The organism is Rugamonas apoptosis, from assembly GCF_014042355.1.
In the GTDB taxonomy this organism is placed as follows: domain Bacteria; phylum Pseudomonadota; class Gammaproteobacteria; order Burkholderiales; family Burkholderiaceae_D; genus Rugamonas; species Rugamonas apoptosis.
Map to the genome: position 1 here is coordinate 16,395 of NZ_JACEZU010000014.1, position 23,233 is coordinate 39,627.

Sequence of the window (23,233 nt, forward strand, 5' to 3'; positions counted from 1 at the left end):
TCGGCATGACGCAGCAAACCCCATATCCGCACCACATCGACCTGCAACCGGTGGTCCATGCCGAAGGCGTGGTACGCCTGCCCGGCTCGAAGAGCATTTCCAACCGCATCCTGTTGCTGGCCGCGCTGGCGCAGGGCGAGACCCGGGTGGTCGACCTGCTGGCCTCGGACGACACGGCCGTGATGCTGGACTCCCTGCACAAGCTGGGCGTGCAGTGGCGCGAGGAAGCGCAAACGGACGGCCACACGGTGCACATCGTGCCCGGTGCCGCCGGCGCCTTCCCCAATGCCTCGGCCGACCTGTTCATGGGTAACGCCGGCACCGCCATCCGTCCGCTGACGGCGGCGCTGGCCGTGATCGGCGGCGACTACACGCTGCACGGCGTGCCGCGCATGCACGAGCGTCCCATCGGCGACCTGGTGGACGCGCTCAACGCGGCCGGCACCGCCATCACCTGCACCGGCAATCCCGGCTACCCGCCGCTGCATATCGGTCGCGGCAAGATCCACGCCCAGCGCCTGTCGGTGCGCGGCAACGTGTCGAGCCAGTTCCTGACGGCGCTGCTGATGGTGGCGCCGCTGATGGCGCGCGAACATGCCATTTCCATCGACGTGGTGGGTGAGCTGATCTCCAAGCCCTACATCGAAATCACGCTCAACCTGATGCGCCGCTTCGGCGTGACGGTGGAGCAGGATGGCTGGTCCTCGTTCACCGTGCAGCCGGGCCAGCAGTACCAGAGCCCCGGCACCATACACGTGGAAGGCGACGCCTCGTCGGCATCCTACTTCCTGGCGGCCGGCGCCATCGCCGGCGGCCCGGTACGGGTCGAGGGCGTGGGCCGCGACAGCATCCAGGGCGACGTGCGCTTCGTGGCCGCGCTGGAGCAGATGGGCGCCACCATCACCATGGGCGACAACTGGATCGAAGCGCGTTCGAACGGCGTGCTGAAAGCCATCGACGCCGATTTCAACCACATCCCCGACGCCGCCATGACGATCGCCATCGCCGCCCTGTACGCGGACGGCACCAGCACGCTGCGCAACATTGCCAGCTGGCGCGTCAAGGAAACCGACCGTATCGCCGCCATGGCGACGGAACTGCGCAAGGTGGGCGCGCTGGTGGAGGAGGGCGCCGATTACCTGCGCGTGACCCCGCCAGCCGTGATCACCCCGGCCACCATCGACACCTACGACGACCACCGCATGGCGATGTGCTTCTCGCTGGCGTCGCTGGATGGCGCCGCGCGCAAGGGCAATGCGATGCGCATCAACGACCCCAAGTGCGTGGCCAAGACCTTCCCCGAGTATTTCGCCGCCTTCGCCGCGATTGCCCGCTAACTCTTTTATCTATGACCACAACCCATATCCCCGTCATCGCCATCGACGGCCCCACCGCATCCGGCAAGGGTACCGTCGCACACCGCGTAGCTGATAAGCTCGGCTTCCATTACCTCGATTCGGGCGCCCTGTACCGCCTGACGGCGCTGTCGGCCCTGCGCCGCGGCACTTCGCTCACGGACGAACACGCGCTGGCCAAGCTGGCCGAGCACATGGCGTGCAGTTTCACGGGCGGCGACATCATCCTGGCCCACGAGAACGTGACGGACGCGATCCGCGCCGAGGAAGTGGGCAACACGGCCTCGCGCATCGCCGCCTTGCCGGCCGTGCGCCAGGCCCTGTTCGGCCTGCAACTGGGGTTTCGCAAGACGCCGGGCCTGGTGGCCGACGGGCGCGACATGGGCACGGTGATCTTCCCGCACGCCCCGCTCAAGGTGTTTTTGACGGCCAGTGTGGCGGCCCGTGCCGAGCGCCGATATAAGCAATTGATTGAGAAGGGAATTTCTGCTAATATGGAAGACCTTCTGATGGATTTGCAAGCGCGCGACGACCGGGATACGCACCGGGCCATCGCCCCGCTGGTCCCGGCAGAGGGCGCCCATGTGCTCGATACCTCGCAAATGACGGCCGATCAGGCTGTCGAGCAGGTGCTCAAGTGGTATGCGGCGGAAGTGAAATAAAGACAAGTTTTGTTGTAAGGCAGCGTTTGCAGCGTTTGATGCGGCGCTGCTGTTGGTGCTGGAAGCCGGTTTGTGCCGGCCGCCGGCGTGTCAAAACCTCAACCCAGTTTAAGTCGCATCGTGCGATCTCTGCTGGCTAACCTAGTGTGAACCCTATGTCTACTGCTACCACCGGTATGGAAAGTTTTGCAGCGCTCTTCGAAGAGTCGTTGTCCCGTCAAGATATGCGCTCCGGCGAAGTGATCTCCGCTGAAGTCGTGCGTCTGGATCACAACTTCGTGATCGTGAACGCTGGTCTGAAATCGGAAGCTTTCATCCCTGTTGAAGAATTCAAGAACGACCACGGCGAACTGGAAGTCAAAGTTGGCGACTTCGTTTCCGTGGCTATCGAATCGCTGGAAAACGGTTTCGGCGATACCATCCTGTCGCGCGACAAGGCCAAGCGCCTGGCATCGTGGCTGGCCCTGGAAAAAGCCATGGAATCGGGCGAGATCGTCGTCGGTACCGTCAATGGCAAGGTCAAAGGCGGCCTGACCGTGCTGACCAACGGCATCCGTGCCTTCCTGCCGGGTTCGCTGGTCGACACCCGTCCAGTCAAGGACACCACCCCGTTCGAAGGCAAGACCCTGGAATTCAAGGTCATCAAGCTCGATCGCAAGCGTAACAACGTGGTTCTGTCCCGCCGCGCCGTCATCGAAGCTTCGATGGGCGAAGAGCGTCAGAAACTGATGGAAACGCTGAAAGAAGGCACGGTTGTGACCGGCGTCGTGAAGAACATCACCGACTACGGCGCGTTCGTGGACCTGGGTGGCATCGACGGCCTGCTGCACATCACCGACCTGGCATGGCGTCGTGTGCGTCACCCATCGGAAGTGCTGACCGTTGGCCAAGAGATCACCGCTAAAGTCCTGAAGTACGATCAGGAAAAGAACCGCGTGTCCCTGGGCGTGAAGCAACTGGGCGACGATCCTTGGACCGGTCTGTCCCGTCGTTACCCACAAGGCACCCGTCTGTTCGGCAAAGTCACCAACCTGACCGACTACGGCGCGTTCGTGGAAGTGGAACAGGGCATCGAAGGTCTGGTGCACGTGTCCGAAATGGACTGGACCAACAAGAACGTCGCTCCTAACAAAGTTGTCCAACTGGGCGACGAAGTGGAAGTCATGGTTCTGGAAATCGACGAAGAGCGTCGCCGTATTTCGCTGGGCATGAAACAGTGCAAAGCGAACCCATGGGATGACTTCGGCGTGACCCACAAGAAGGGCGACAAGGTCCGTGGCGCCATCAAGTCGATCACCGACTTCGGCGTGTTCATCGGCCTGGCTGGCAACATCGACGGCCTGGTGCACCTGTCCGACCTGTCGTGGACCGAGTCCGGCGAAGAAGCCGTGCGCAAGTTCAAGAAGGGCGACGAGCTGGAAGCCATCGTGCTGGCCATCGACGTCGAGCGCGAGCGCGTGTCCCTGGGCGTGAAGCAGCTGGAAGGCGACCCGTTCAACAACTTCGCCGCCATGAACGACAAAGGTTCGCTGGTGACCGGTACTGTGAAATCGGTTGAGCCTAAGGGCGCCGTGATCCAGCTGTCGGAAGAAGTCGAAGGCTACCTGCGCGCATCCGAAATCTCCCGCGATCGCGTGGAAGATGCCGGTACGCACCTGAAAGTCGGCGATTCCGTCGAAGCCCTGGTGATCAACATCGACCGCAAGGCCCGCAGCATCCAACTGTCGATCAAAGCGAAAGACAGCGCGGAAACCGCGGAAGCCATGCAGAAGATGGCCGCTACCGACAACAACGCAGCTTCGGGCACCACCAGCCTGGGCGCGCTGCTGAAGGCCAAGTTCGACAACAAGAACTAAGACTTCTGTAGATGACCAAGTCCGAGTTGATCAACCGCCTGGCTGAGCGCTATTCTCAGCTGGTGGCCAAAGATGCGGAATACGCCGTCAAAACCATTCTTGATGCGATGACCACCGCCCTGGCGAGTGGCCAACGCATCGAGATCCGCGGTTTTGGCAGCTTTGCCCTCAACAGCCGGCCACCACGCATAGGACGCAATCCCAAGTCCGGCGACAAGGTGATGGTGCCTGAAAAACGGGTGCCCCACTTCAAGCCGGGCAAGCAGTTGCGCGAGCGGGTCGACGCGATGGTCGGGCAACCGATCATCGAGGACTGAAGCGTCTGAAGGATTCGATGTAAAAAAGCGGCGTCCCTGGATGCCGCTTTTTTTATCCACTTTGTCGTAATCGGTTTCTGGTGCCATACTGGCGCTCTTGGAAATTCAGAACTGGAACTGGCTAATGAAATTCATATCCACGATCATTGGATTCGTTCTTTTCGTCTTGTTTTTTGGTTTTGCCCTGAAAAATACCCAGGAAGTGGATCTGCACTTCTTCCTCAATTATGAGTTGCGCGGCCCCCTGGTGCTGATGCTGCTCGGCTTCTTCGTGGCCGGCGCCGTCCTTGGCGTGCTGGCGCTCACCCCCACCGTGTTCCGCCACCGGCGCGAAACGAACAAACACAAAACCACCATCGCGACGCTGCAAACGACGGTACAGCAGGCCACCACCCAGCCGCAGCCCGACAGCGTCAACACCCAGCAGTGATGCCCATGGCATCGCGCACCGACCAACGATCACACAACAACACGCATGGAATTTGAACTCTGGTGGTTACTGGGCATTCCCGTCTTCTTCGGACTGGGCTGGATCGCCGCGCGGGTCGACATCCGCCAACTGGTGTCCGAGTCGCGCAGCCTGCCGCGCGGCTATTTCAAGGGCTTGAACTTCCTGCTCAACGAGCAGCCCGACAAGGCCATCGACGCCTTCATCGAGATCGTCAAGCTGGACCCGGAAACGGCCGACATGCACTTCGCGCTCGGCAACCTGTTCCGCCGCCGCGGCGAGACGGAGCGCGCCATCCGCGTGCACCAGAACCTGCTGTCGCGGCCCGACCTGCCGCAGGAGCAGCAGGTGCATGCCAAGTACGAACTGGGCATGGATTACCTGAAGGCCGGCCTGCTGGACCGCGCCGAGGAAACCTTCAACCAGCTGTTGGACTCGCAGTACGCGGTGCAGGCGCGGCGCGCGCTGCTGGAGATCTTCCAGCGCGAGAAGGAATGGCCACGCGCCATCGAAGCGGCGCTGGGCCTGCAGGAAGCGGGCGCCGGTTCGCGCCAGAAGGAAATCGCCCAGTTCTATTGCGAACTGGCGCAGGACGCGCTGGTGCACATGCACCCCGAAGACGCGCTGCCGCTGCTGGAACAATCGCTGCAGGCCGACCGCACCAACGTGCGCGCCACGCTGCTGATCGGCGATGCGCAACTGGCCCAGGGCGACGTGGAAGGCGCGCTGTTGACGTGGCGCCGCGTGGAGCAGCAAAGCGTGCCGCACGTGGCGCTGGTGGCGCAACGCCTGATGGATGGCTACACCAAGGTGGGCCGGCCGCAGGAAGGCGTCAACCTGCTCAAGTCCTATCTGGAACAGGCTTCCTCGATCGACCTGATCGAAGTGGTGTTCAAGGCCGTGATCGAACTCGATGGCGTGGACGCGGCCAAGCAATTGGTGAGCGCGGAACTGCGCCGTACGCCGACCCTGCTGGGGCTGGACAAGCTGCTCGAGGCGCGCCTGATGGATGCGCCGGCCGCGCTGTGGTCGGAACTGTCGATGGTGAAGAACCTGGTGCACGGTTACACGCAGAAGCTGGCGCGCTACCAGTGCAGCCATTGCGGCTTCAAGGCGCGCCAGTTCTATTGGCAATGCCCTGGTTGCAGCCGGTGGGAGACTTACCCGCCGCGCCGCACCGAAGAATTGAATGTGATGAATTAACGGGATCGTCGCTGGTCATCGCCGCAATGGTGGCGGGGCCGGATCCCATTTTTAGTAGGCGGAACACATATGAAAATCACCATTATCGGCACCGGCTACGTCGGCCTGGTCACGGGCGCCTGCCTGGCGGAGCTGGGCAACGACGTCTTCTGCCTCGACGTCGACAACCGCAAGATCGACATGCTCAACAACGGCGGCATCCCGATCCACGAACCGGGCCTGGAAGAAGTGGTGGCGCGCAACCGCGCCGCCGGCCGCCTGCAATTCTCGACCGACGTGGAAGCGGCCGTGGCCCACGGCACGCTGCAATTCATCGCCGTCGGCACCCCGCCCGACGAAGACGGTTCGGCCGACCTGCAATACGTGCTGGCCGCGGCCCGCAACATCGGCAAGTACATGACCGACTACAAGGTCGTGATCGACAAGTCCACCGTGCCGGTTGGCACGGCCGACCGCGTCAAGGCCGCCGTGCAGGCGGAACTGGACGCGCGCGGCGCCGGCGCGACCTTCTCCGTCGTCTCCAACCCCGAGTTCCTGAAAGAGGGCGCGGCGGTGGAAGACTTCATGCGTCCGGACCGCATCGTGATCGGCTGCGACGACACGCCCGAAGGCGAGCGCGCCCACGGCCTGATGAAAAAGCTCTACACCCCGTTCAACCGCAACCACGAGCGCACTTTCTGGATGGACGTGCGTTCGGCCGAATTCACCAAGTACGCCGCCAACGCCATGCTGGCCACCCGCATCTCGTTCATGAACGAACTGGCCAACCTGGCCGATGAAGTGGGCGCCGACATCGAGGCCGTGCGCCACGGTATCGGCTCCGACCCCCGCATCGGCCACAGCTTCCTGTACGCCGGCGCCGGCTACGGCGGTTCCTGCTTCCCGAAAGACGTGCAGGCCCTGGAGCGCACGGCGCGCCAGTACGACCAGGACCTGCTGATCCTGCGCGCGGTGGAGGCGGTCAACGACAAGCAGAAGCTGGTGCTGGGCAAAAAGGTCAACACCCGTTTCGGCGACGACTTGAGCGGCAAGCACTTCGCCGTCTGGGGCCTGGCGTTCAAGCCCAACACGGACGACATGCGTGAAGCGCCGGCCCGCGTGCTGCTGCGCCAATTGCTCGACAGCGGCGCCACCGTGGCCGTCTACGACCCGGTGGCGATGGACGAAGCGCGCCGCGTGCTGGCACTGGATTTCAATGCGGCCGAACTGGCCCGCATCCGTTTCGCCACCAGCCCGATGGATACGCTGACGGACGCCGATGCGCTGGTCATCGTCACCGAATGGAAGGCGTTCCGCAGCCCTGACTTCGACCGCATCAAGGCCAGCCTGAAGAATGCCGTTATCTTCGACGGCCGCAACCTGTTCGAGCCGGAAGTGATGGCCGAAGCGGGCTTCGAGTACCACGGCATCGGCCGTTCCATCCACACCCGCGTGTAAGAGGCCGCAGTGAGTACCAATGTAGCGACCTACAAGGCACCGGCGCTGGACCAGGTGCGTATCCTGGTGGTGGGCGACGTGATGCTGGACCGTTACTGGTTCGGCGACGTCAGCCGCATCTCGCCGGAAGCGCCGGTGCCCATCGTGCGCATCGAAAAACGCGAAGCGCGCCTGGGCGGTGCCGCCAACGTGGCGCGCAACGCCGCCGCGCTGGGCGCCCATGCCGGCCTGCTGGGCGTGGTGGGCGCCGACGAGGCGGGCGCGGAAGTGGAGCAGATGCTGCAGGATGGCGGCATCCGCAGCTACTTGAAGCGCGACGAAGCCATTTCCACCATCATCAAGCTGCGCGTGATCGGGCGCCAGCAGCAGATGGTGCGCATCGACTTCGAGGAACCGCCGACCGACGCCGTGCTGCGCGACAAGCTGGTGCAGTTCCAGACCCTGCTGCCCGATTACGACGTGATCGTGCTGTCGGACTACGCCAAGGGCAGCCTGGTCAACGTGGCCGACATGATCGCCGCCGCGCGCGCCGCCGGCAAGGTGGTGATGGTCGATCCCAAGGGCGACGACTTCACGCGCTACGCGGGCGCCACCGTGCTCACCCCGAACAAGTCGGAGTTGCGCCGCATCGTCGGCACCTGGAACAGCGAAGAACAGCTGACGGCCAAGGCGCAGCAGATGCGCAGCGAACTGAAACTGGATGCGCTGCTGTTGACCCGCTCGGAAGAGGGCATGACGCTGTACACGGAACATGAACGCTTCCACATGCCGGCCGCCGCGCGCGAAGTGTATGACGTCTCCGGCGCCGGCGACACGGTGATCGCCACCATGGCTGCCATGCTGGGCGCCGGTGAAGGCTGGCAGAAAGCGGTGGAGACGGCCAACCGGGCCGGCGGCATCGTCGTGGGCAAGCTGGGCACGGCCACCGTCACGCGCGAAGAGCTGTTCGGCTGACGCCATCCGCAGCAAGCTATACGGCAGCACAAACAATTCAGGCAATTCCGGGCTGGGCAAATCGGGACATGGCACACTTTCATTGTGTTACGTCCCGATTTTTTTGTGTTTTCAGGGTTTGCGCCGGCTCAAACCTGGCGTGTCGTTTCACTGTCAACCGGCGCCATGCCGGGCCGTTATAGGGGCTCAGGACGCGTAGGCGGCCCTGCTTCCTTACTCACTTTGGAGATGACGCCATGTTCAAGAAACTACTGCTGGCAGTTGCTACCCTGATCGCGACGATGAGCTTTGCGTTTGCACAGGTCGATGTCAACAAGGCCGATGCGGCCGCGCTCGATTCCGTCCGGGGCATCGGCCCGGCCAAGTCGAAAGCGATCCTTGAGGAGCGCGCCAAGGGCGGCGACTACAAGGATTGGGCCGACCTGGAAAAGCGCGTCAAGGGCATCGGCGAAAAGAATTCCATCAAGCTGTCCGAAGCGGGCCTGCAGGTGAACGGCAAGTCCAAGGACGGCGCGCCGGCCAAGGCGATGGCCACCAGCGCCAAGCAGGCCCCGGCATCCAAGGCCAGCGCCAAGGCCATGCCAGCTTCCGGTTCCGCGATGGTATCCGGCTCCGCAGCGGCCGACACCAAGGCCAAGAAGTAAGCCGCGCCCACTGCGGCGCTGATGGCGCCGCAGATGGCTAACAGCTAACGTTTGTCGGCATCCACCGGCAAATTGGCCAGGAAGGCGTGAATCTGCGCCACCACGGCCGCGCCTTCGCCCACGGCTGCCGCCACCCGCTTGGTGGAACTGGCCCGCACGTCGCCGATGGCGAACACGCCCGGTACGCTCGTTTCCAGCGCCGCGCGGGCGGGCAGTTCGGGCGGGTAGATGCCTTTTTCGAAATTGGCGCGGCACTGGGCGCGCGCCACGTCGAAGCCGGTGCGGATGAAACCGTGCTGGTCCACTTCCACGCCGCAATCGCCCAGCCAGTCCGTGTTGGGATCGGCGCCGATGAACAGGAACACCCGGCACACGTCGTAATCCTTTTCTTCGCCGCTCAGGCGATGCAGGATACGCACCTGTTGCAAGCCGTCGTCATTGCCTTCCAGCGCCACAATTTCCGTATGCGTGTGCAGTACGATGTTGGGCGTGGCCGCGATCCGTTCGATCAGATAGCTCGACATGGTGGCCGCCAGGCCTTCGCCGCGCACCAGCATGTGGACCTTGGATGCATGCCCGGACAGGAACACGGCCGCCTGGCCGGCTGAATTGCCGCCGCCCACCAGTACGATCTCCTCCGTCTTGCACAGCTTGGCCTCGATGGGCGAGGCCCAGTAGTAGACGCCGCGTCCCTCGAACTGGCGCAAATTGGCCAGCGATGGCCGGCGGTAGCGCGCGCCGCACGACAGCACCACCGTGCGTGCCTGCAGGCGCTGGCCGCTGCCGCACAGTTCCACCTGCAACGGGTAGGTGTCGCATAACAGCCGGCCGGCCGGGGCGGGAATGGCTACCTCGACCCCGAATTTTTGGGCCTGCACGTAAGCCCGTCCGGCCAGCGCCCGGCCCGATACGCCGGTGGGGAAGCCCAGGTAGTTTTCGATGCGGGCGCTGGCGGCCGCCTGGCCGCCGTAGGCCCGCGTTTCCAGCGCCAGCACGGACAAGCCTTCCGACGCCGCGTACACGGCCGTGGCCAGTCCGGCCGGGCCGGCGCCCACCACGATCACATCCCACACCTTGTCGCTGCTCAGTTCCGGCAACATGCCCAGGCAGCGGCCCAGGTCGACCACGGTGGGGTTCTTTTTCACCACGCCGTCCGGGCACACCACCAGCGGCCAGTCCTCCGGCTTCGGATGATAGTGCTCGGCCAGCGCGGCCGCCTGCGCATCCGTTTCCAGGTCCAGCACGGAATGGGGATGGCCGTTGGCGGCCAGGAAGCTTTGCAGCGCATGGACGCGGCCATGGCCGCGCGGCCCGACGATGACGGGGCCGCCGGAGGGCACTTCGATCAGCCCCACACGGCGCAGGATCAGGGCGCGCACGATGCGCTCGCCCAGTTCCGCTTCCGCGATCACCAGCGCGCGCAGCGCCTCGGACGGCACCACCAGCACTTCCACGGCGCCGATGGCCGTGCCGTTGCCCAGCGAGGGCCGGCCCGACAGCTGCGCCACTTCGCCGCTGAACTGGCCGGGGCCATGCTCGGTGATGAGCGACGTGTTGCCCAAACCATCGTAGCGGCTCACGGCGATGCGCCCGGCCAGCACCAGCATCAGGCCGAAGCTGGTGCGGCCCGCCTCGAACACGCGCTCGCCGTCGGCGAAGTGGCGCACGTGGCCAAAGCGCCGCATGCGCTTGATGTCGGCCGCGCTCAGCACGGGGAAGATCTGGTGCCGGCGCGATTCGATGTCCAGCTTGCCGGTGGCGACCGTGTCGTCCTGCGGGTTGTCGGGCGTGAAATCGAGCGTAGTGGCGGCCATGGCGGTTCCGGAATGGGTGGGGGAATACGTTCCAGTCTAGCGCAAGCGGCGCGTGCGGGCGCCAAAAACTTGTAGCGCGTGCATGCTGCTACAATGTGCTTTCATATCAAAACGGCAATCAACATCATGCAGTTCCCCACATCGCTCATCCCGCTCGCGCCCACCAGCTACGACGCCTTTTTCGCCTACCTGGGGGATCAGCTGAAGGACAACGGCCAGGGAGGCACACCCTTGTTCCAGCCCATGCCACGCGCCCAGTCCACGCTGGCGCCCGAACGCGCGGCCGCGTTTCGCCTGGCGCTGGACACGCCGCTGGGCCAGCCCGGCTGGCGCCGTGCCTGGATCGCCGTGGGCGCCGATGGCATCCGTGGCCACATCGATTTGCGCGCCCGGCCCGAACCGCACGCGCAACACCGCAGCATGCTGGGCATGGGCGTGCACCGCGACTGGCGCGGCAAGGGGCTGGGCCGGCGTCTGGTGGCCTTGGCCGTGCAGTGGGCGCACGCGCAGGATGGCCTGGACTGGATCGACCTGGAAGTGTTGTCCGTCAACACACCGGCACGCCAGCTTTACCTGGCGACGGGCTTCGTCCAGACCGGCGAACACGCCGACATGTTCCGCATCGACGGCGAACCACACGGTTACACCTATATGTCGCACGCGCTGCGGCGCTGACCGTCAACGGCGGCCGGCCCGCAAATACGCATAAAGCCATCTCGGATTAAAATGCTTGTTTTAGTGAACTCAGGCTGAACACGATGGCTTACAAGACTCTGGCAGACACGATCGGCAATACGCCGCTGGTGCAGCTCACGCGCATTCCCGGCGCGGACGCGGCGGCACGCAACAACATCATTCTCGGCAAGCTGGAAGGCAACAATCCGGCCGGCTCCGTCAAGGACCGGGCCGCCATGTCCATGCTGCTGCACGCCGAGGAGCGGGGCCAGGTCAAGCCGGGCGACACCCTGATCGAAGCTACCAGCGGCAATACGGGCATCGCGCTGGCCATGGCGGCCGCGCTGCGCGGCTACAAGATGCTGCTGCTGATGCCGGAAAACCTGAGCCTGGAACGGCGCCAGAGCATGGCCGCCTACGGCGCCCAGATCCTGCTCACGCCCAAGACGGGCGGCATGGAATACGCGCGCGACCTGGCCGAGCAGATGCAAAAGGATGGCAAGGGCGTGATCCTGGACCAGTTCGGCAACTTCGACAATTCACGCGCCCACTACGAAGGCACGGGGCCGGAAATCTGGCGCGACACCAACGGCCAGGTGACGCACTTCGTCAGCGCCATGGGCACCACCGGCACCATCATGGGCGTGTCGCAATATTTGAAGGAACAGAATGCCGAGGTGCGCATCGTCGGCGCGCAGCCGGAAGAGGGCTCGCAAATTCCCGGCATCCGCAAATGGCCGGAAGCCTACCTGCCGAAGATCTACGACAAGGCGCGGGTGGATCAGATCGAGTATGTGACGCAAGCCGCGGCTGAGCGCATGGCGCGCCGCCTGGCGGCGGAGGAAGGCATATTCTGCGGGATTTCGGCAGCAGGTGCCTGCGAGATCGCGTTGCGGATCTCTCAAACGGTGGAAAACGCCACCATCGTGTTCATCGTGTGCGACCGTGGCGACCGTTATCTGTCGACAGGCGTGTTCCCGGCCTGACGACAACTATTCCTGCCCTCGCCCCCAGGCGAGGGGAGGGTAAGTCCACGGTACAGACGGTGCCAGGGACTGCAATCAGCCCTGGTTGCCGCCGCCCGATTCGCCTTCTTTAGGCTTGAACTGCTTGTCGCTGATGCGGAACTTGTTGCGGCGGTCGCCCATCAAGTAGCGCAGGTCACGGATGCTCAGGTCGCTCACCTCGTGCATGCGGATCAGCAGCGAAGCGCCGACCGGCAGGCGGTGGTGACGAATCTTGCTGATCACGGGCGGCGCCACTTCCAGCGCGCGCGACAGGGCTGCGTCATTTTTCAGACGCAGGTTCTCGATCAGGGTATCGAGCAGACGGTTCGGGTTGTATTGCAGCAGGTCATCGCCTTCCGAATCGTTGTTCATATCAATGCCGACTTGGTTTGTCATGATGTCGTTTGTTCCTTCTGAAAGTAATCCTGCAAAGTAAAAAACACTCGGAGCTCGCTCTTGCTGCGTTAATGTTCATCCTTCACCAAGGAACGAATTCACACACGGACGGATTCCGGTATAACAAGTTTCATAATATATACACAATTGTACAACAGCGAGCTTTTCTATGCTCAAGAGCAACAATAAAATCGCATTGCCATAAGTTATTGTTGTCCCGTTGCAACATTGTGTGAGAATTATACACCTTCTCCTGTGTTAAGCTGCTTGTGCCTTAAATCAATTGTAACTCGATAGTTGATTATAAAGCAATTTCTGATTTGTTGCTGTGTGATATCTAGTTTCTTATGGTTAACTATACGATACTGTGAGCAATATCATACTTCAACTATCTTTACGCTTGCTTACATTGCCCCGCCCCGGGACAGCCGCACCGCCCGCCCCAGTTCCACCACCGACATCGCATAGAAATAGCTGCGGTTGTACTGCGTGATGGCGAAGAAATTATTGGTCGCGACCCAGTATTCCGTGGGGTCGGCGCCATTCTGCAAGTCCACCAGGCCAAACACCATTCCCGCTGGCAATGCTGAAGTGGTGTTGATACCGGCCGCCGTCAAGTCCTGGGCCGGAAATTTCGCCACCAGCCCCTGATTGATCATGCCTTCCCAGGCCCGGTTGGGCGACACTTCGGCCGAATACACCAGCGGGCCCGGATCGTCGCGCCGCCAGCCGTGCGCGGTGAGGAAGGCGGCCACGCTGCCGATGGCGTCGCTGCTGGAGCCGAGCAGGTCGACCTTGCCGTTGCCGTCGAAATCGACGGCGTATTTGACTATGCTGCTGGGCATGAATTGCGGCATGCCCACGGCGCCCGCATACGAGCCGCGCAGTGACAGCGGGTCGATGCCATTCTGGCGCGCGAACAGCAGGGTCGCTTCCAGTTCGCCGCGGAAGAAGGCCATGCGCTCGTCACGGGTCGGCGTTTGCGGATAGGAGAACGCCAGCGTGGTCAGCGCGTCGAGCACGCGGAAGCGGCCCGTGTTGCGGCCGTACACGGTTTCCACGCCGATGATGCCGACCAGGATTTCCGCCGGCACGCCATACAGCGCCTCGGCCCGCGCCAGCGCGTCCTGGTTCTCATTCCAGAATTTCACGCCGGCATCGATGCGCACCGGATCGATGAACAGCTTGCTATACGCTTGCCAGTTCTTGGGCTTGCCCGGCGGCGCCGGTTTGATCAGTTGGACGGCCGCGTCCACATAGCGCACCTGGCTCATCAAGGCGTCCAGCGCGGCGCGGTCGAAACCGTCGCGCGTGGCCAGCTCGTCGAGGAAGGCGCGCACCTCCTTCCAGTCGCCGAAGTTGACGAATTCGCCCACGTAATCGATGGGCGGCGGCCCTTTCTTCTTGGCCAGCTTGGCTTTCTTGTTGCGCTGGCTGGCCGGCAGGGTGTAGCCATAGGGGTCGACAGCGGCCTGGGCCAGCGGCGCGGCCGCCAGCAACAGGGCCAGCATCCAGCTGGCGGGGGGACGGGGCAGGGACATCGTGTTCATCGGCATTTAGGTAACAGGGTATGCAGCGTCTTCAGCGACGCCGCGTGAGTGGCGGGGTTGGCGCGGCCGTATCGCAGCGCGCCCACCATCGTCAAAAATTCGTTCATGGCAGCATGTTTTTCCTTGCTCGCCGGCATACCACGCAGCCGCGCCGCATAGGCCTTGGGGCCTTCATCCGGGCGGCGCACATAACCATGCCTGGCCTGTTGCCGGCAAAACGCCCGGTACAGCCGCTCCAGCGGGTCTTCCCGGCGCCGCAGGCGGCGTTGCCGCAACAGCAGGGCCAGCGCCGTGGCCAGCGCCAGGGCGCCCATGCTGCGCCACTGGAACAGGGTCGCGCTTAATTCTTCAAGGAAACTTCGCTGCCTGTCTGGATTGTAATCCAGGACCCATTGATTCCAAGCATTATTCATCGCCGCCACGGTAAATCGCAAACGCGCCAGCCACGAGGTGGGGTCGTTCTGCAACGCCAGCAAGGGGCCCAGTCCAAATAAGGGGTTCGGTGGCAGCGCGCGCGCCAGGTTATGGGCGATGCGTTCGGGCGCCACGGCGGCCGTCGGGTCCACCCGGCGCCAGCCCAGGCCGTCCAGCCACACTTCGGCCCAGGCGTGGGCATCGGACTGGCGCACCGTCACATAGCCGTCCACCGGATTGAATTCGCCGCCCTGGTAGCCGGTGACCACCCGCGCCGGTATCTGCATGGCGCGCATCAGCACCACGAAGGCGCCCGCGTAGTGTTCGCAAAAGCCGGCGCGCGTGTCGAACAGGAACTGGTCGACGGCGTCGCGGCCCAGCAGCGGCGGTTGCAGGGTGTAGAAGAATTTTTCGTTGCGGAACAGCGTGAGCACGGCCCGCACGGAATCGGCCGGCTGCGGCTGCTGCAAGGTGGCGGCCAGGGACTGCGCGCGTGGGTTGAAACCGGCCGGCAGCGCCAGCCAGCGGGCCAGGTCCGGCGGCGCCGCATCGGCTTCGATGCGGTAATCGAGGTGGGCCACGGCGTCGTAGCGCAGCCGCTCGCTGATGGTGGTGGTGGCGAAATACTCCGCCTGCTCGGAACTGGCGGCCAGGTAGCCGGGCAGGTCGAGATCCGGCTCCGTCAGCTCCAGCGCGAACAGCCAGCGTTTGCCGGTCGGCTCCAGCGTGACCTGGTGGCGCACGGCCGGGCCGCGCGCGCTCAGTTGCACGTCACGCCGCATGCCGCGCCGGCGCGGCACGCGGGTCCAGGTACGGCCGTCGTAGTCGCCCAGTACGATGCCGCGCCAGTACAGTTGCGACTGGTCCGGCTCGGGATCGAGGAAGCGCACCCGGAACGCCACCTCGTCCGACATGGCCAGGCTGGACACGTTACCGGGCGCCATGCTGTCGGACATGCCGCTGTGCCCCGCGCGCGCGTCGCCCGGCAAGCCCCACAGCGGCCCCTGGATGCGGGGGAAGGCGACGAACAGCAGCAGCGCCAGCGGCGCGGCCAGCAGCATGATGTGGCCGGCCGTGCGCAGGCGCCGGGTGAGCGGCGGTACCTGGCCGCTGTACTGGAACGTGAGCTGGGCCGTGAGCAGCACAGTCAGCGTGGCCAGCATGGACAGCGCGGCGAGCATGGTCTGGCTGTAGAAGAAGGTGGTCAGCAGCAGAAACAGGCAGAGGAAGATCACCACGAACAGGTCGCGCCGCGCGTGCATTTCCAGCAGTTTGAAGGCCAGCAGCAGCGCCAGCATGGCCACCCCGGCGTCGCGCCCCAGCAGCGTGTGGAACGAGTGGTAGACGCCCGCCATGGACAGCATCGACAGCGGCAGCAGCAGCCACAGGGGCGGCATGCGCTTACCCAGCCAGGTGATGGCGGCGCGCCACAGCAGCGTGGCGCAGACGGCGGCGCTGGTCCACGACGGCAGGTGGGCGAGGTGGGGCGCCAGCACCATCACGGCCGCGCCCAGCAGCAGCAAGGTGTCGGCCTTGTCGCGCGGCAGGCGCTGGGCCAGCCGTTGCCAGCGCCCGGTGGCGGGCGTCATGGCGCGCGCTCCGCGCCGTACAGGGCCAGCGCTTGCAGGCACGCCGCACGGTGGGCGTCGCCCAGGGCCGGATCGAACTGGTGCTGGGCGAGCCGGAATGCGTAGGGCAGGGCGCGCCGTTCCGCTTCCAGCACCCAGCTGGTCAGGCGCGACAACTTGAGTTCCAGGTCCATCCATGGCGGCAGCTGGCCGAAATCGAGACACAGCTCGGCCACGGCGCCGCCGTCGAAATGCTTGGTCACCAGCTGGCCGCCCAGGGCCGGGTCATGGCGCGCGATCTGGCGCCAGGCCAGGTGGCGCATCGGGTCGCCCGGCTGGTAGCTGCGGATGCCGGCGAAATTGTCCAGTCCCACCTGGCCATGGCCTTCCTCGCTGGCCGCGCCCTGCATGGGCAGCGGCGGCGCGTCCGGTTCCGGTTCGGGATAGACCAGCGCCCGCAGGTCCGGCTTCCAGTAAGCCCAGGCGCGGAACAGGCCGAGCGGATAGCGCGTGAGCAGGCGGATGCGGGGCGCGTCCAGCCAGCCCCGCTGCGCCGTGGCGCACGACAGCACGGCCAGCGCGTCGCCGCCGGCCGGCACGTCGGCCACATGGCGCGGTTCGCCGTCCTGCTGGAAACCGAGCCAGACGGCGTAACGGTCGGGGCCATCGGGATTGTGCAGCCGCAGTTCGAAGCGTGCTTCCTGGCCCGCGAATACGGGCTGCACCCGGCCCGGCGCCAGCCGCAGACCAGCCAGGTTTTTGGCCGTCAAATACATGTCGGCCACGGCGCAGGCGCCGGCGAAAAAGGTGAGCGCGAAACCCAGCCCCAGGTTGTAATTGAGGGCGCCGATCAGCATCACCAGCAGCAGACCCGTGAACGCGAGGCCCGGCCCGCCGGGCACGATGAACACGCGCCGCATCACCAGCACCACCGTGCCCGGTTCGCGCTCGCGCAACTGGAACAGCCACTGGTCGGCCCATGTGCGATACCAGCGGCGCGGTGCGGCGAACATGGCGGGGCGTGTGCGGTTGGGGGGGGGGGAGGCGGCTGGGCCGGATGCCGCTAGACCGGCACCGACTGCTGCAATTGCAGCACCAGGTCGCGGCTGGCCAGCGCCACGCCGTGGGCCGATTTGAGAGGCCGCAGCCGATGCGCGCACACGGGCACCAGCACCGCCTGCACGTCCTCCGGCAGCACGTGGTCGCGCCCCTCCAGCGCGGCCCAGGCGCGCGCCGCCTGCAGCAGGGCGATGGCGGCGCGCGGGCTCATGCCGTCGGCGAATGCGCCGCCCTGGCGCGAGGCGGCCGCCAGCGCCTGCACATAATCGATCAGCGCCGGCGCGGCGTGGATCTGGCGCAGGCCGTGCTGGGCCGCCGCCAGTTCGTCCGGCGTCATGGCCGGCGGCAGGGACTTGAGCAGCACGCGCCGGTCTTCGCCCATGAGCAGCGCCCGTTCCGCCGCCGCGTCCGGATAGCCCAGCGACAAACACATGAGGAAGCGGTCCAGCTGCGATTCGGGCAGCGGGAAGGTGCCCACCTGGTGGGTGGGATTCTGGGTGGCGATCACGAAGAACGGCGCCGGCAGCGGGCGGGTGACGCCGTCGGCCGTCACCTGGCGCTCCTCCATCGCCTCCAGCAGGCCGGACTGGGTCTTGGGCGTGGCGCGGTTGATCTCGTCGGCCAGCAGCACCTGGGTGAAAATGGGGCCGGGGTGGAACACGAAGCCGTTCTGTTCGCGCTCGTAGATGGAGATGCCGGCCACGTCGGCCGGCAACAGGTCGCTGGTGAACTGGATGCGGTTGAAGCGCAGGCCCAGCGAAATGGCCAGCGCGTGCGCCAGCGTGGTCTTGCCCACGCCGGGTACGTCCTCGATCAGCAGGTGGCCGCCGGCCAGCAGACAGGTGAGCGCCTGCCGCACCTGCAAGTCCTTGCCGACGACAATCTGGCCCACCTGGCGGGCCACCGCATGCAGTTTAGTGAACATGGCGCCGTCCTGTGCCGGTTAGTTGGTGCGCATAGTCGCCTCCGCGAAGGGCTGCGACGTGGTAGGCTAACGCCATGCGTGTCATTTTTAACATGCCAGATCAAGAGAACCAGACGATCGTCAGATTCTATGCGAGAACCCGCGCGTGGGAAACATAATGATGACGGCGGAAGCGAGACACATGAGTACAGCTATTTACAGCCACCCCGATTGCCAGCGCCACGACATGGGCGACTGGCACCCAGAATGCCCAGCCCGGCTGCAAGCGATCGCCGACCAGCTGATCAGCGCCCAGGTGCATGACCTGGTCGAGCACCGCGAGGCGCCGCTGGCGCGGCAGGCCGACCTGGAACGCAACCACAGCGCCAACGCCATCGCCATGGTGCGCGACAACGTGCCGGCCGAAGGCGGCGCGTGCTATCCGATCGATGGCGACACGCTGCTCAACGCGTGGAGCTGGCAGGCCGCCTTGCGCGCGGCCGGCGCCGCCGTGGCCGCGACGGACGCCGTGATCGACGGCGAGATCGGCAACGCCTTCTGCGCCATCCGCCCACCCGGCCACCATGCGCGCCCGTCCGAACCGATGGGCTTCTGCCTGTTCAACAACATCGCCATCGCGGCCCGCCACGCGCTCGACGCGCGCGGGCTGAAGCGGGTGGCCATCGTCGACTTCGACGTCCACCACGGCAACGGCACGGCCGAATCGTTCGCCCATGATCCGCGCGTGCTGATGGCCAGCTTCTTCCAGCATCCGTTTTATCCGTACACGGAACCCGAGCCCATCACGCCCACCTGCGTCAACGTGCCGGTGCCGGCCCGTTCCGGCGGCGACGTGATCCGCAAGCTGGTGACGGAGCAATGGCTGCCGGCGCTGCACGCGTTCCAGCCCGAGATGATCTTCATTTCGGCCGGTTTCGACGCCCACCGCGAGGACGACCTTGGCGGCATGGCGCTGGTGGAGGCGGACTACGCGTGGTTGACGCAGCAGATGATGGAAGTGGCGCGCCTGTACGCGGGCGGGCGCATCGTCAGCGCGCTGGAAGGTGGCTACAACCTGTCGGCGCTGGGCCGCAGCGTGGTGGCGCACGTCAAGGCATTGGCCGAACTGTGATGACCCGCGTCGTGCGGATGTAAAAACGGCGCCCGGGAAGGGCGCCGTTGGGAACCGCCGCGCCACCAGGGCGCGGTGTGATCAGGCCGTGACCTGGCGGCCGCTCTTGGCGGACCAGCGATACAGCCCGCCGACCATGAGGGCGCCCACCGCCAGCGCAACCAGCATGCCTTCCGCCTCGCTCATGCTGTTGGTAATGGCCAGCGGCTCGCCTTTGCCGGACAGGACGATCAAACCGGCCAGCGCCACGTTGAACAGGCTTTCGCCGACGATGAAGCCGGACATGACCAGCACGCCCAGGCGCTTGGCCGTCTCGCCGCCCTTGCGGTGTTCCATCGCGCGGTCGAACAGCCAGCCGGTGACGGCGCCCACCACCACCGGCGCCGTCACGGCGCTGGGCAGGTAGATGGCCAGGCCCACGCCCAGTGGCGGCAGGCTGTATTTGTCGTTGCTGGCTTTCTTGAGCACGAAGTTCACCACCACCAGGCCCAGGCCCAGCGCGGCGCCCCACAGCACCAGATGCCAAGGCAGGTCGCCGCCGATCACGCCCTTGGCCAGGGTGGAGATCAGCAGTGCCTGCGGCGCGGCCAGCGGCTGCGACGAGATGGAGTCCAGGTTGGGCGCGCCGGCGAAACCGTTGGCGTGATTGAGCAGTTCCAGCACGGGCGGCACCACGCAGGAGCCGGCCAGCACGCCGACCAGCAGGCCGACCTGCTGCTTCCACGGGGTGGCGTCCACCAGCTGGCCCGTTTTCAGGTCCTGCAGGTTGTCGTTGCCGATCACGGCCACGGCCAGCACCACGGTGGTGACGAACAGCGCGAAGGCGACCAGCGCGTGGCCCACTTCCGGCCCCATGATGTGGCGGCCCACCATGCCCACGCTGAGCGCGCCGCCCAGGATGGTGAGGATGGCGATGCCCGACACGGGCGAATTGGAGGAGCCGATCAGGCCCGCCATGTAGCCGCAGACGGCGGCCGCGAACATGCCGGCGATCAGGATGTAGGCGATGCCGACGGCCACCAGCGGCACGGCGATGCTGGTCAGCGGGCCGCCCTGCAGGAAGCTGGCCAGCAGCCAGCCGGCCGGCACCATCGAGATCAGCGTCACCAGGCCGACGATGAAGATGGGCAGATCCTGTTCCGTACGGTCGATTTCGGCGCCGGCCACCTTGGCGCGGCGCGACGCTTCCAGCGCCGACTTCAGGCCACCGATGACGGGCTTGGCCAGGCCGGCCAGCGTGACGATAGCGGCCGCACCGATCACGCCCGCGCCCATCATGCGCACGTCCGACGACCATACCTTGAGCGCCAGGTCGGCCGCGCTCATGCCCGCCACGGCCGGTTGGGTGGCCGTCATCAGCGGCACCAGGATGCCCCAGGCGATCACCAGGCCGGCCAGCATGGCGATACCGACCGTGATGCCCATCAGGTGGCCGGCGCCGATCAGGGCCAGCGAGCTCGAAGCGCCGATGCCGGTGGCGCCGCCGCCGGTGCGGAAGTAGATCGACACTTCGCCAGCCATCACCTTGACAGCGCTGCCGGCGGCGTACACGGCGGACGCCGCGCTGCCCCAGATCACGGCCCACAGGCCGGCTTTGCCTTCCGCCGCGCCAGCGCGCGAGGCCATGCCCACTTTGAGCACTTCGGCCGCCGCCACGCCTTCCGGATAGGGCAGGTCGGACTGCGACACCAGCGCGCGCCGCAGCGGCATGGTGTACATCACACCCAGCACGCCGCCAATGGCGCAGGCGCCGAAGGTGGGCCAGAACGGTACGTGCGCCCACCAGCCTATCATCAGCAGGCCAGGCAGCACAAAGATGACCGAGGCCAGCGTGCCGGCGGCCGAGGCGATGGTCTGGACGATGTTATTTTCCTGGATGGACGCGTCCTTGAAGGCGCTCAGCAGCGCCATCGAGATCACGGCCGCCGGGATCGAGGTGGCGAACGTCAGGCCCACTTTCAGGCCCAGATAGACCTGGGCGGCGGTGAAGATCAGGGTGATCAGGATGCCCAGGATCACCCCGCGCAGGGTGATTTCCTTGGGATTGGATGGTGCAGCTACGCTCATCTTCAGCACTCCGATGGTTGTGTAATATTTATTAAGCGACAAGAAAAGCCGACATCATATCCGACATTGCGGCTAATCTATACAACTGTGATGGCCACGGCAAGCAGACTTTGTGGCGGTGGCGGGAGCAGCCTGTAAAATAGCGGATTGAGCAAACGATTTTGAAGGCAACAGCATGGCAATCCAATGGTATCCGGGGCATATGAACGCCGCCAAGAAGAAGGCGGCGGAGCAGATGGAGAACACCGATCTGGTGATCGAGGTGGTCGACGCCCGGCTGCCCGAGGCCAGCTGCAACCCCATGGTGGAGGAGCTGCGCAAGTTCCGCCAGCGTCCCTGCCTGAAGATCCTGAACAAGACCGACCTGGCCGATCCGGCTGCCACGGCGGCCTGGGTGGCCTACTACAACGCCCAGGAAGGCGTGACGGCTTACGCCATGACGACCAAGAAGCCGGCCGAAGTGGCGCGCATCCCGGAGCTGGCCAAGTCGCTGGCGCCGCACCGCGGCGTGCCCACCAAGCCGCTGCGCATCATGATCATGGGGATCCCCAACGTGGGCAAGTCGACCCTGATGAACGCGCTGCTGAAAAAGCGCGTGGCCAAGGTGGGCGACGAACCGGCCGTCACCAAGCAGCAGCAGAAGCTGTACCTGGATAAGAACACCATCCTGGTCGATACGCCGGGCATGTTGTGGCCCAAGATCGCGCTGGCCAGCGATGGCCTGATGCTGGCCGCCAGCCATGCCGTCGGCTCCAACGCGCTGATCGAGGAGGAAGTGGCGGTGTTCCTGGCCGATGAAATGCTCAAGCACTACCCGCAGTTGCTGGTGGCGCGCTACGGCTTCAAGGATGTCGAGAAGTTGGACGGTATCGGCGTGGTGGAAGGCGTGGCCGCGCGGCGCGGTTTCCGCCAGAAGGGCGGCGACCTCGATTTCGAGAAGGCGTCGCACACCTTCCTGGGCGACTACCGCAGCGGCGCGCTGGGCCGCGTATCGCTGGAAACGCCGGACACCCGCAAGGAGCGGCTGGAACAATACGCCGCCGAGATGGCGATCAAGGCGGAAAAGGCCGCCGCGCTGGCGGCCGAAAAAGCCAGGGCCGCCGCCAACGGCAAGCGCGGGACGTGAGCTGTACTAGCACAGACTTGAGCTGACATTGTGTGTCAGATTGGGGGAAGTTCGCTTTGGCCGATTCCGGCCAGGAGCCGACATTGCTCAATTTGGTCTTACCGTCAATGTAGAATTGCTTCTCGAAACATTCCATGAATATTTCATTTAGAAAATACGCTCAAAATGACAAGCTAGCTGTCGATCAGGTAGTGCGAGATGCTTGGATCGAGTTAGCGTCCGTCACGCCAGGATGGGATCAACTCGCCCCGCGACTTGGGGCCCTTACCGAAAACGCCAGTTATACCGAAATAGTGGTCGCTGAACTGGACGGCGAAATAGTCGGCGCGGTAGGTTATGTCGGACCACACCGGCCAAAGCCAGACTTTTTTGCTCCCGAATGGCCAATGGTACGGTTCATGTCTGTTGTTCCCAAAGCGCGTGGACATGGCGTGGGCCAAGCTTTGCTGAACGAATGCATTCGCCGTGCCGAGCGCGATAACACCGAGTTGATCGCGCTGCACACAACGCCGGTAATGGAAGCTGCTCAGTACCTGTATCGACGTGCTGGGTTTGAGGTAATACGCCATTTACCCGACATGTACGGCGTGCCTTATGTTTTGATGACTAAAGAACTTCGAAGAGATTAATTCAACAAGGCCACTC

At 64.8% G+C, this 23,233-nt stretch carries 21 protein-coding genes; 14 read left to right on the plus strand and 7 right to left on the minus strand.

Going from position 1 to position 23,233, the window contains the following annotated elements; genetic code table 11:
• Positions 1-5 precede the first annotated feature (5 nt).
• The 9 genes from aroA to H3H39_RS23485 all read left to right on the plus strand — a co-directional run bounded on the left by aroA (position 6) and on the right by H3H39_RS23485 (position 8,876).
• Entirely contained in the window at positions 6-1,337 is a 1,332-nt protein-coding gene (aroA, locus tag H3H39_RS23445; protein ID WP_182156812.1) for a 3-phosphoshikimate 1-carboxyvinyltransferase, read from the plus strand.
• An 11-nt stretch (positions 1,338-1,348) separates the two neighbouring features.
• Positions 1,349-2,017: a (d)CMP kinase gene (gene cmk / locus H3H39_RS23450; RefSeq protein WP_182156813.1), complete on the plus strand. Its 669-nt coding sequence runs from the start codon at positions 1,349-1,351 to the stop codon at positions 2,015-2,017.
• Positions 2,018-2,193: 176 nt separating this feature from the next.
• Entirely contained in the window at positions 2,194-3,873 is a 1,680-nt protein-coding gene (gene rpsA, locus H3H39_RS23455) for a 30S ribosomal protein S1 (RefSeq protein ID WP_182156953.1), read from the plus strand.
• A gap of 11 nt (positions 3,874-3,884) precedes the next feature.
• Positions 3,885-4,190 (plus strand): integration host factor subunit beta, encoded by a 306-nt coding sequence (locus H3H39_RS23460; RefSeq protein WP_107141261.1) that lies wholly within the window; start codon positions 3,885-3,887, stop codon positions 4,188-4,190.
• Between the two features lie 124 nt (positions 4,191-4,314).
• Positions 4,315-4,620 (plus strand): LapA family protein, encoded by a 306-nt coding sequence (locus H3H39_RS23465; protein WP_182156954.1) that lies wholly within the window; start codon positions 4,315-4,317, stop codon positions 4,618-4,620.
• A 45-nt stretch (positions 4,621-4,665) separates the two neighbouring features.
• Positions 4,666-5,841: a lipopolysaccharide assembly protein LapB gene (gene lapB, locus H3H39_RS23470; RefSeq protein ID WP_182156814.1), complete on the plus strand. Its 1,176-nt coding sequence runs from the start codon at positions 4,666-4,668 to the stop codon at positions 5,839-5,841.
• 69 nt (positions 5,842-5,910) lie between these two features.
• Positions 5,911-7,278 carry a UDP-glucose dehydrogenase family protein gene (locus H3H39_RS23475; protein ID WP_182156815.1) on the plus strand — a complete coding sequence of 456 codons (1,368 nt, stop codon included), beginning with the start codon at positions 5,911-5,913 and terminating at the stop codon, positions 7,276-7,278.
• A 9-nt stretch (positions 7,279-7,287) separates the two neighbouring features.
• Positions 7,288-8,232: a D-glycero-beta-D-manno-heptose-7-phosphate kinase gene (gene rfaE1, locus H3H39_RS23480; protein ID WP_182156816.1), complete on the plus strand. Its 945-nt coding sequence runs from the start codon at positions 7,288-7,290 to the stop codon at positions 8,230-8,232.
• A 236-nt stretch (positions 8,233-8,468) separates the two neighbouring features.
• Positions 8,469-8,876 (plus strand): ComEA family DNA-binding protein, encoded by a 408-nt coding sequence (locus H3H39_RS23485; protein ID WP_182156817.1) that lies wholly within the window; start codon positions 8,469-8,471, stop codon positions 8,874-8,876.
• A 44-nt stretch (positions 8,877-8,920) separates the two neighbouring features.
• On the opposite strand, the gene H3H39_RS23490 is transcribed toward H3H39_RS23485, so the two are convergent.
• Positions 8,921-10,690 (minus strand): FAD-dependent oxidoreductase, encoded by a 1,770-nt coding sequence (locus H3H39_RS23490; protein WP_182156818.1) that lies wholly within the window; start codon positions 10,688-10,690, stop codon positions 8,921-8,923.
• 126 nt (positions 10,691-10,816) lie between these two features.
• Here H3H39_RS23490 and H3H39_RS23495 point away from each other — a divergent pair, with 126 nt between their 5' ends.
• Positions 10,817-11,365: a GNAT family N-acetyltransferase gene (locus H3H39_RS23495; RefSeq protein WP_182156819.1), complete on the plus strand. Its 549-nt coding sequence runs from the start codon at positions 10,817-10,819 to the stop codon at positions 11,363-11,365.
• An 83-nt stretch (positions 11,366-11,448) separates the two neighbouring features.
• The gene (gene cysM, locus H3H39_RS23500; protein ID WP_182156820.1) at positions 11,449-12,351 is read left to right on the plus strand and encodes a cysteine synthase CysM; all 903 of its coding nucleotides are present in this window, start codon (positions 11,449-11,451) and stop codon (positions 12,349-12,351) included.
• Between the two features lie 75 nt (positions 12,352-12,426).
• Here cysM and H3H39_RS23505 read toward each other — a convergent pair whose 3' ends face one another.
• The 5 genes from H3H39_RS23505 to H3H39_RS23525 all read right to left on the minus strand — a co-directional run bounded on the left by H3H39_RS23505 (position 12,427) and on the right by H3H39_RS23525 (position 18,284).
• Complete coding sequence (locus H3H39_RS23505) at positions 12,427-12,768, minus strand: hypothetical protein (RefSeq protein WP_182156821.1); 342 nt, start codon at positions 12,766-12,768, stop codon at positions 12,427-12,429.
• A gap of 404 nt (positions 12,769-13,172) precedes the next feature.
• Positions 13,173-14,324, minus strand: a complete 1,152-nt coding sequence (mltB, locus tag H3H39_RS23510) for a lytic murein transglycosylase B (RefSeq protein WP_229218217.1) — start codon at positions 14,322-14,324, stop codon at positions 13,173-13,175.
• A complete protein-coding gene (locus H3H39_RS23515) occupies positions 14,315-16,321 on the minus strand; it encodes a transglutaminase TgpA family protein (protein WP_182156822.1) in 2,007 nt (668 codons plus the stop codon). The genes mltB and H3H39_RS23515 overlap by 10 nt, the downstream gene beginning before the upstream one ends.
• Positions 16,318-17,313: a DUF58 domain-containing protein gene (locus H3H39_RS23520; RefSeq protein ID WP_182156823.1), complete on the minus strand. Its 996-nt coding sequence runs from the start codon at positions 17,311-17,313 to the stop codon at positions 16,318-16,320. The genes H3H39_RS23515 and H3H39_RS23520 overlap by 4 nt, the downstream gene beginning before the upstream one ends.
• Positions 17,314-17,363: 50 nt before the next feature.
• A complete protein-coding gene (locus tag H3H39_RS23525; protein ID WP_182156824.1) occupies positions 17,364-18,284 on the minus strand; it encodes an AAA family ATPase in 921 nt (306 codons plus the stop codon).
• Between the two features lie 181 nt (positions 18,285-18,465).
• On the opposite strand from H3H39_RS23525, the gene H3H39_RS23530 reads away from it, so the two are divergent.
• The gene (locus H3H39_RS23530) at positions 18,466-19,395 is read left to right on the plus strand and encodes a histone deacetylase family protein (protein WP_182156825.1); all 930 of its coding nucleotides are present in this window, start codon (positions 18,466-18,468) and stop codon (positions 19,393-19,395) included.
• An 81-nt stretch (positions 19,396-19,476) separates the two neighbouring features.
• Here the strand turns inward: H3H39_RS23530 and H3H39_RS23535 are convergent, their stop codons facing one another.
• Positions 19,477-21,462: an OPT family oligopeptide transporter gene (locus tag H3H39_RS23535; RefSeq protein WP_182156826.1), complete on the minus strand. Its 1,986-nt coding sequence runs from the start codon at positions 21,460-21,462 to the stop codon at positions 19,477-19,479.
• Positions 21,463-21,637: 175 nt separating this feature from the next.
• Here H3H39_RS23535 and ylqF point away from each other — a divergent pair, with 175 nt between their 5' ends.
• On the plus strand, positions 21,638-22,588 hold the full coding sequence (gene ylqF, locus H3H39_RS23540; protein WP_182156827.1) for a ribosome biogenesis GTPase YlqF: 951 nt from the start codon (positions 21,638-21,640) through the stop codon (positions 22,586-22,588).
• A 134-nt stretch (positions 22,589-22,722) separates the two neighbouring features.
• Entirely contained in the window at positions 22,723-23,217 is a 495-nt protein-coding gene (locus tag H3H39_RS23545; RefSeq protein ID WP_182156828.1) for a GNAT family N-acetyltransferase, read from the plus strand.
• The last annotated feature ends 16 nt before the right edge of the window (positions 23,218-23,233 follow it).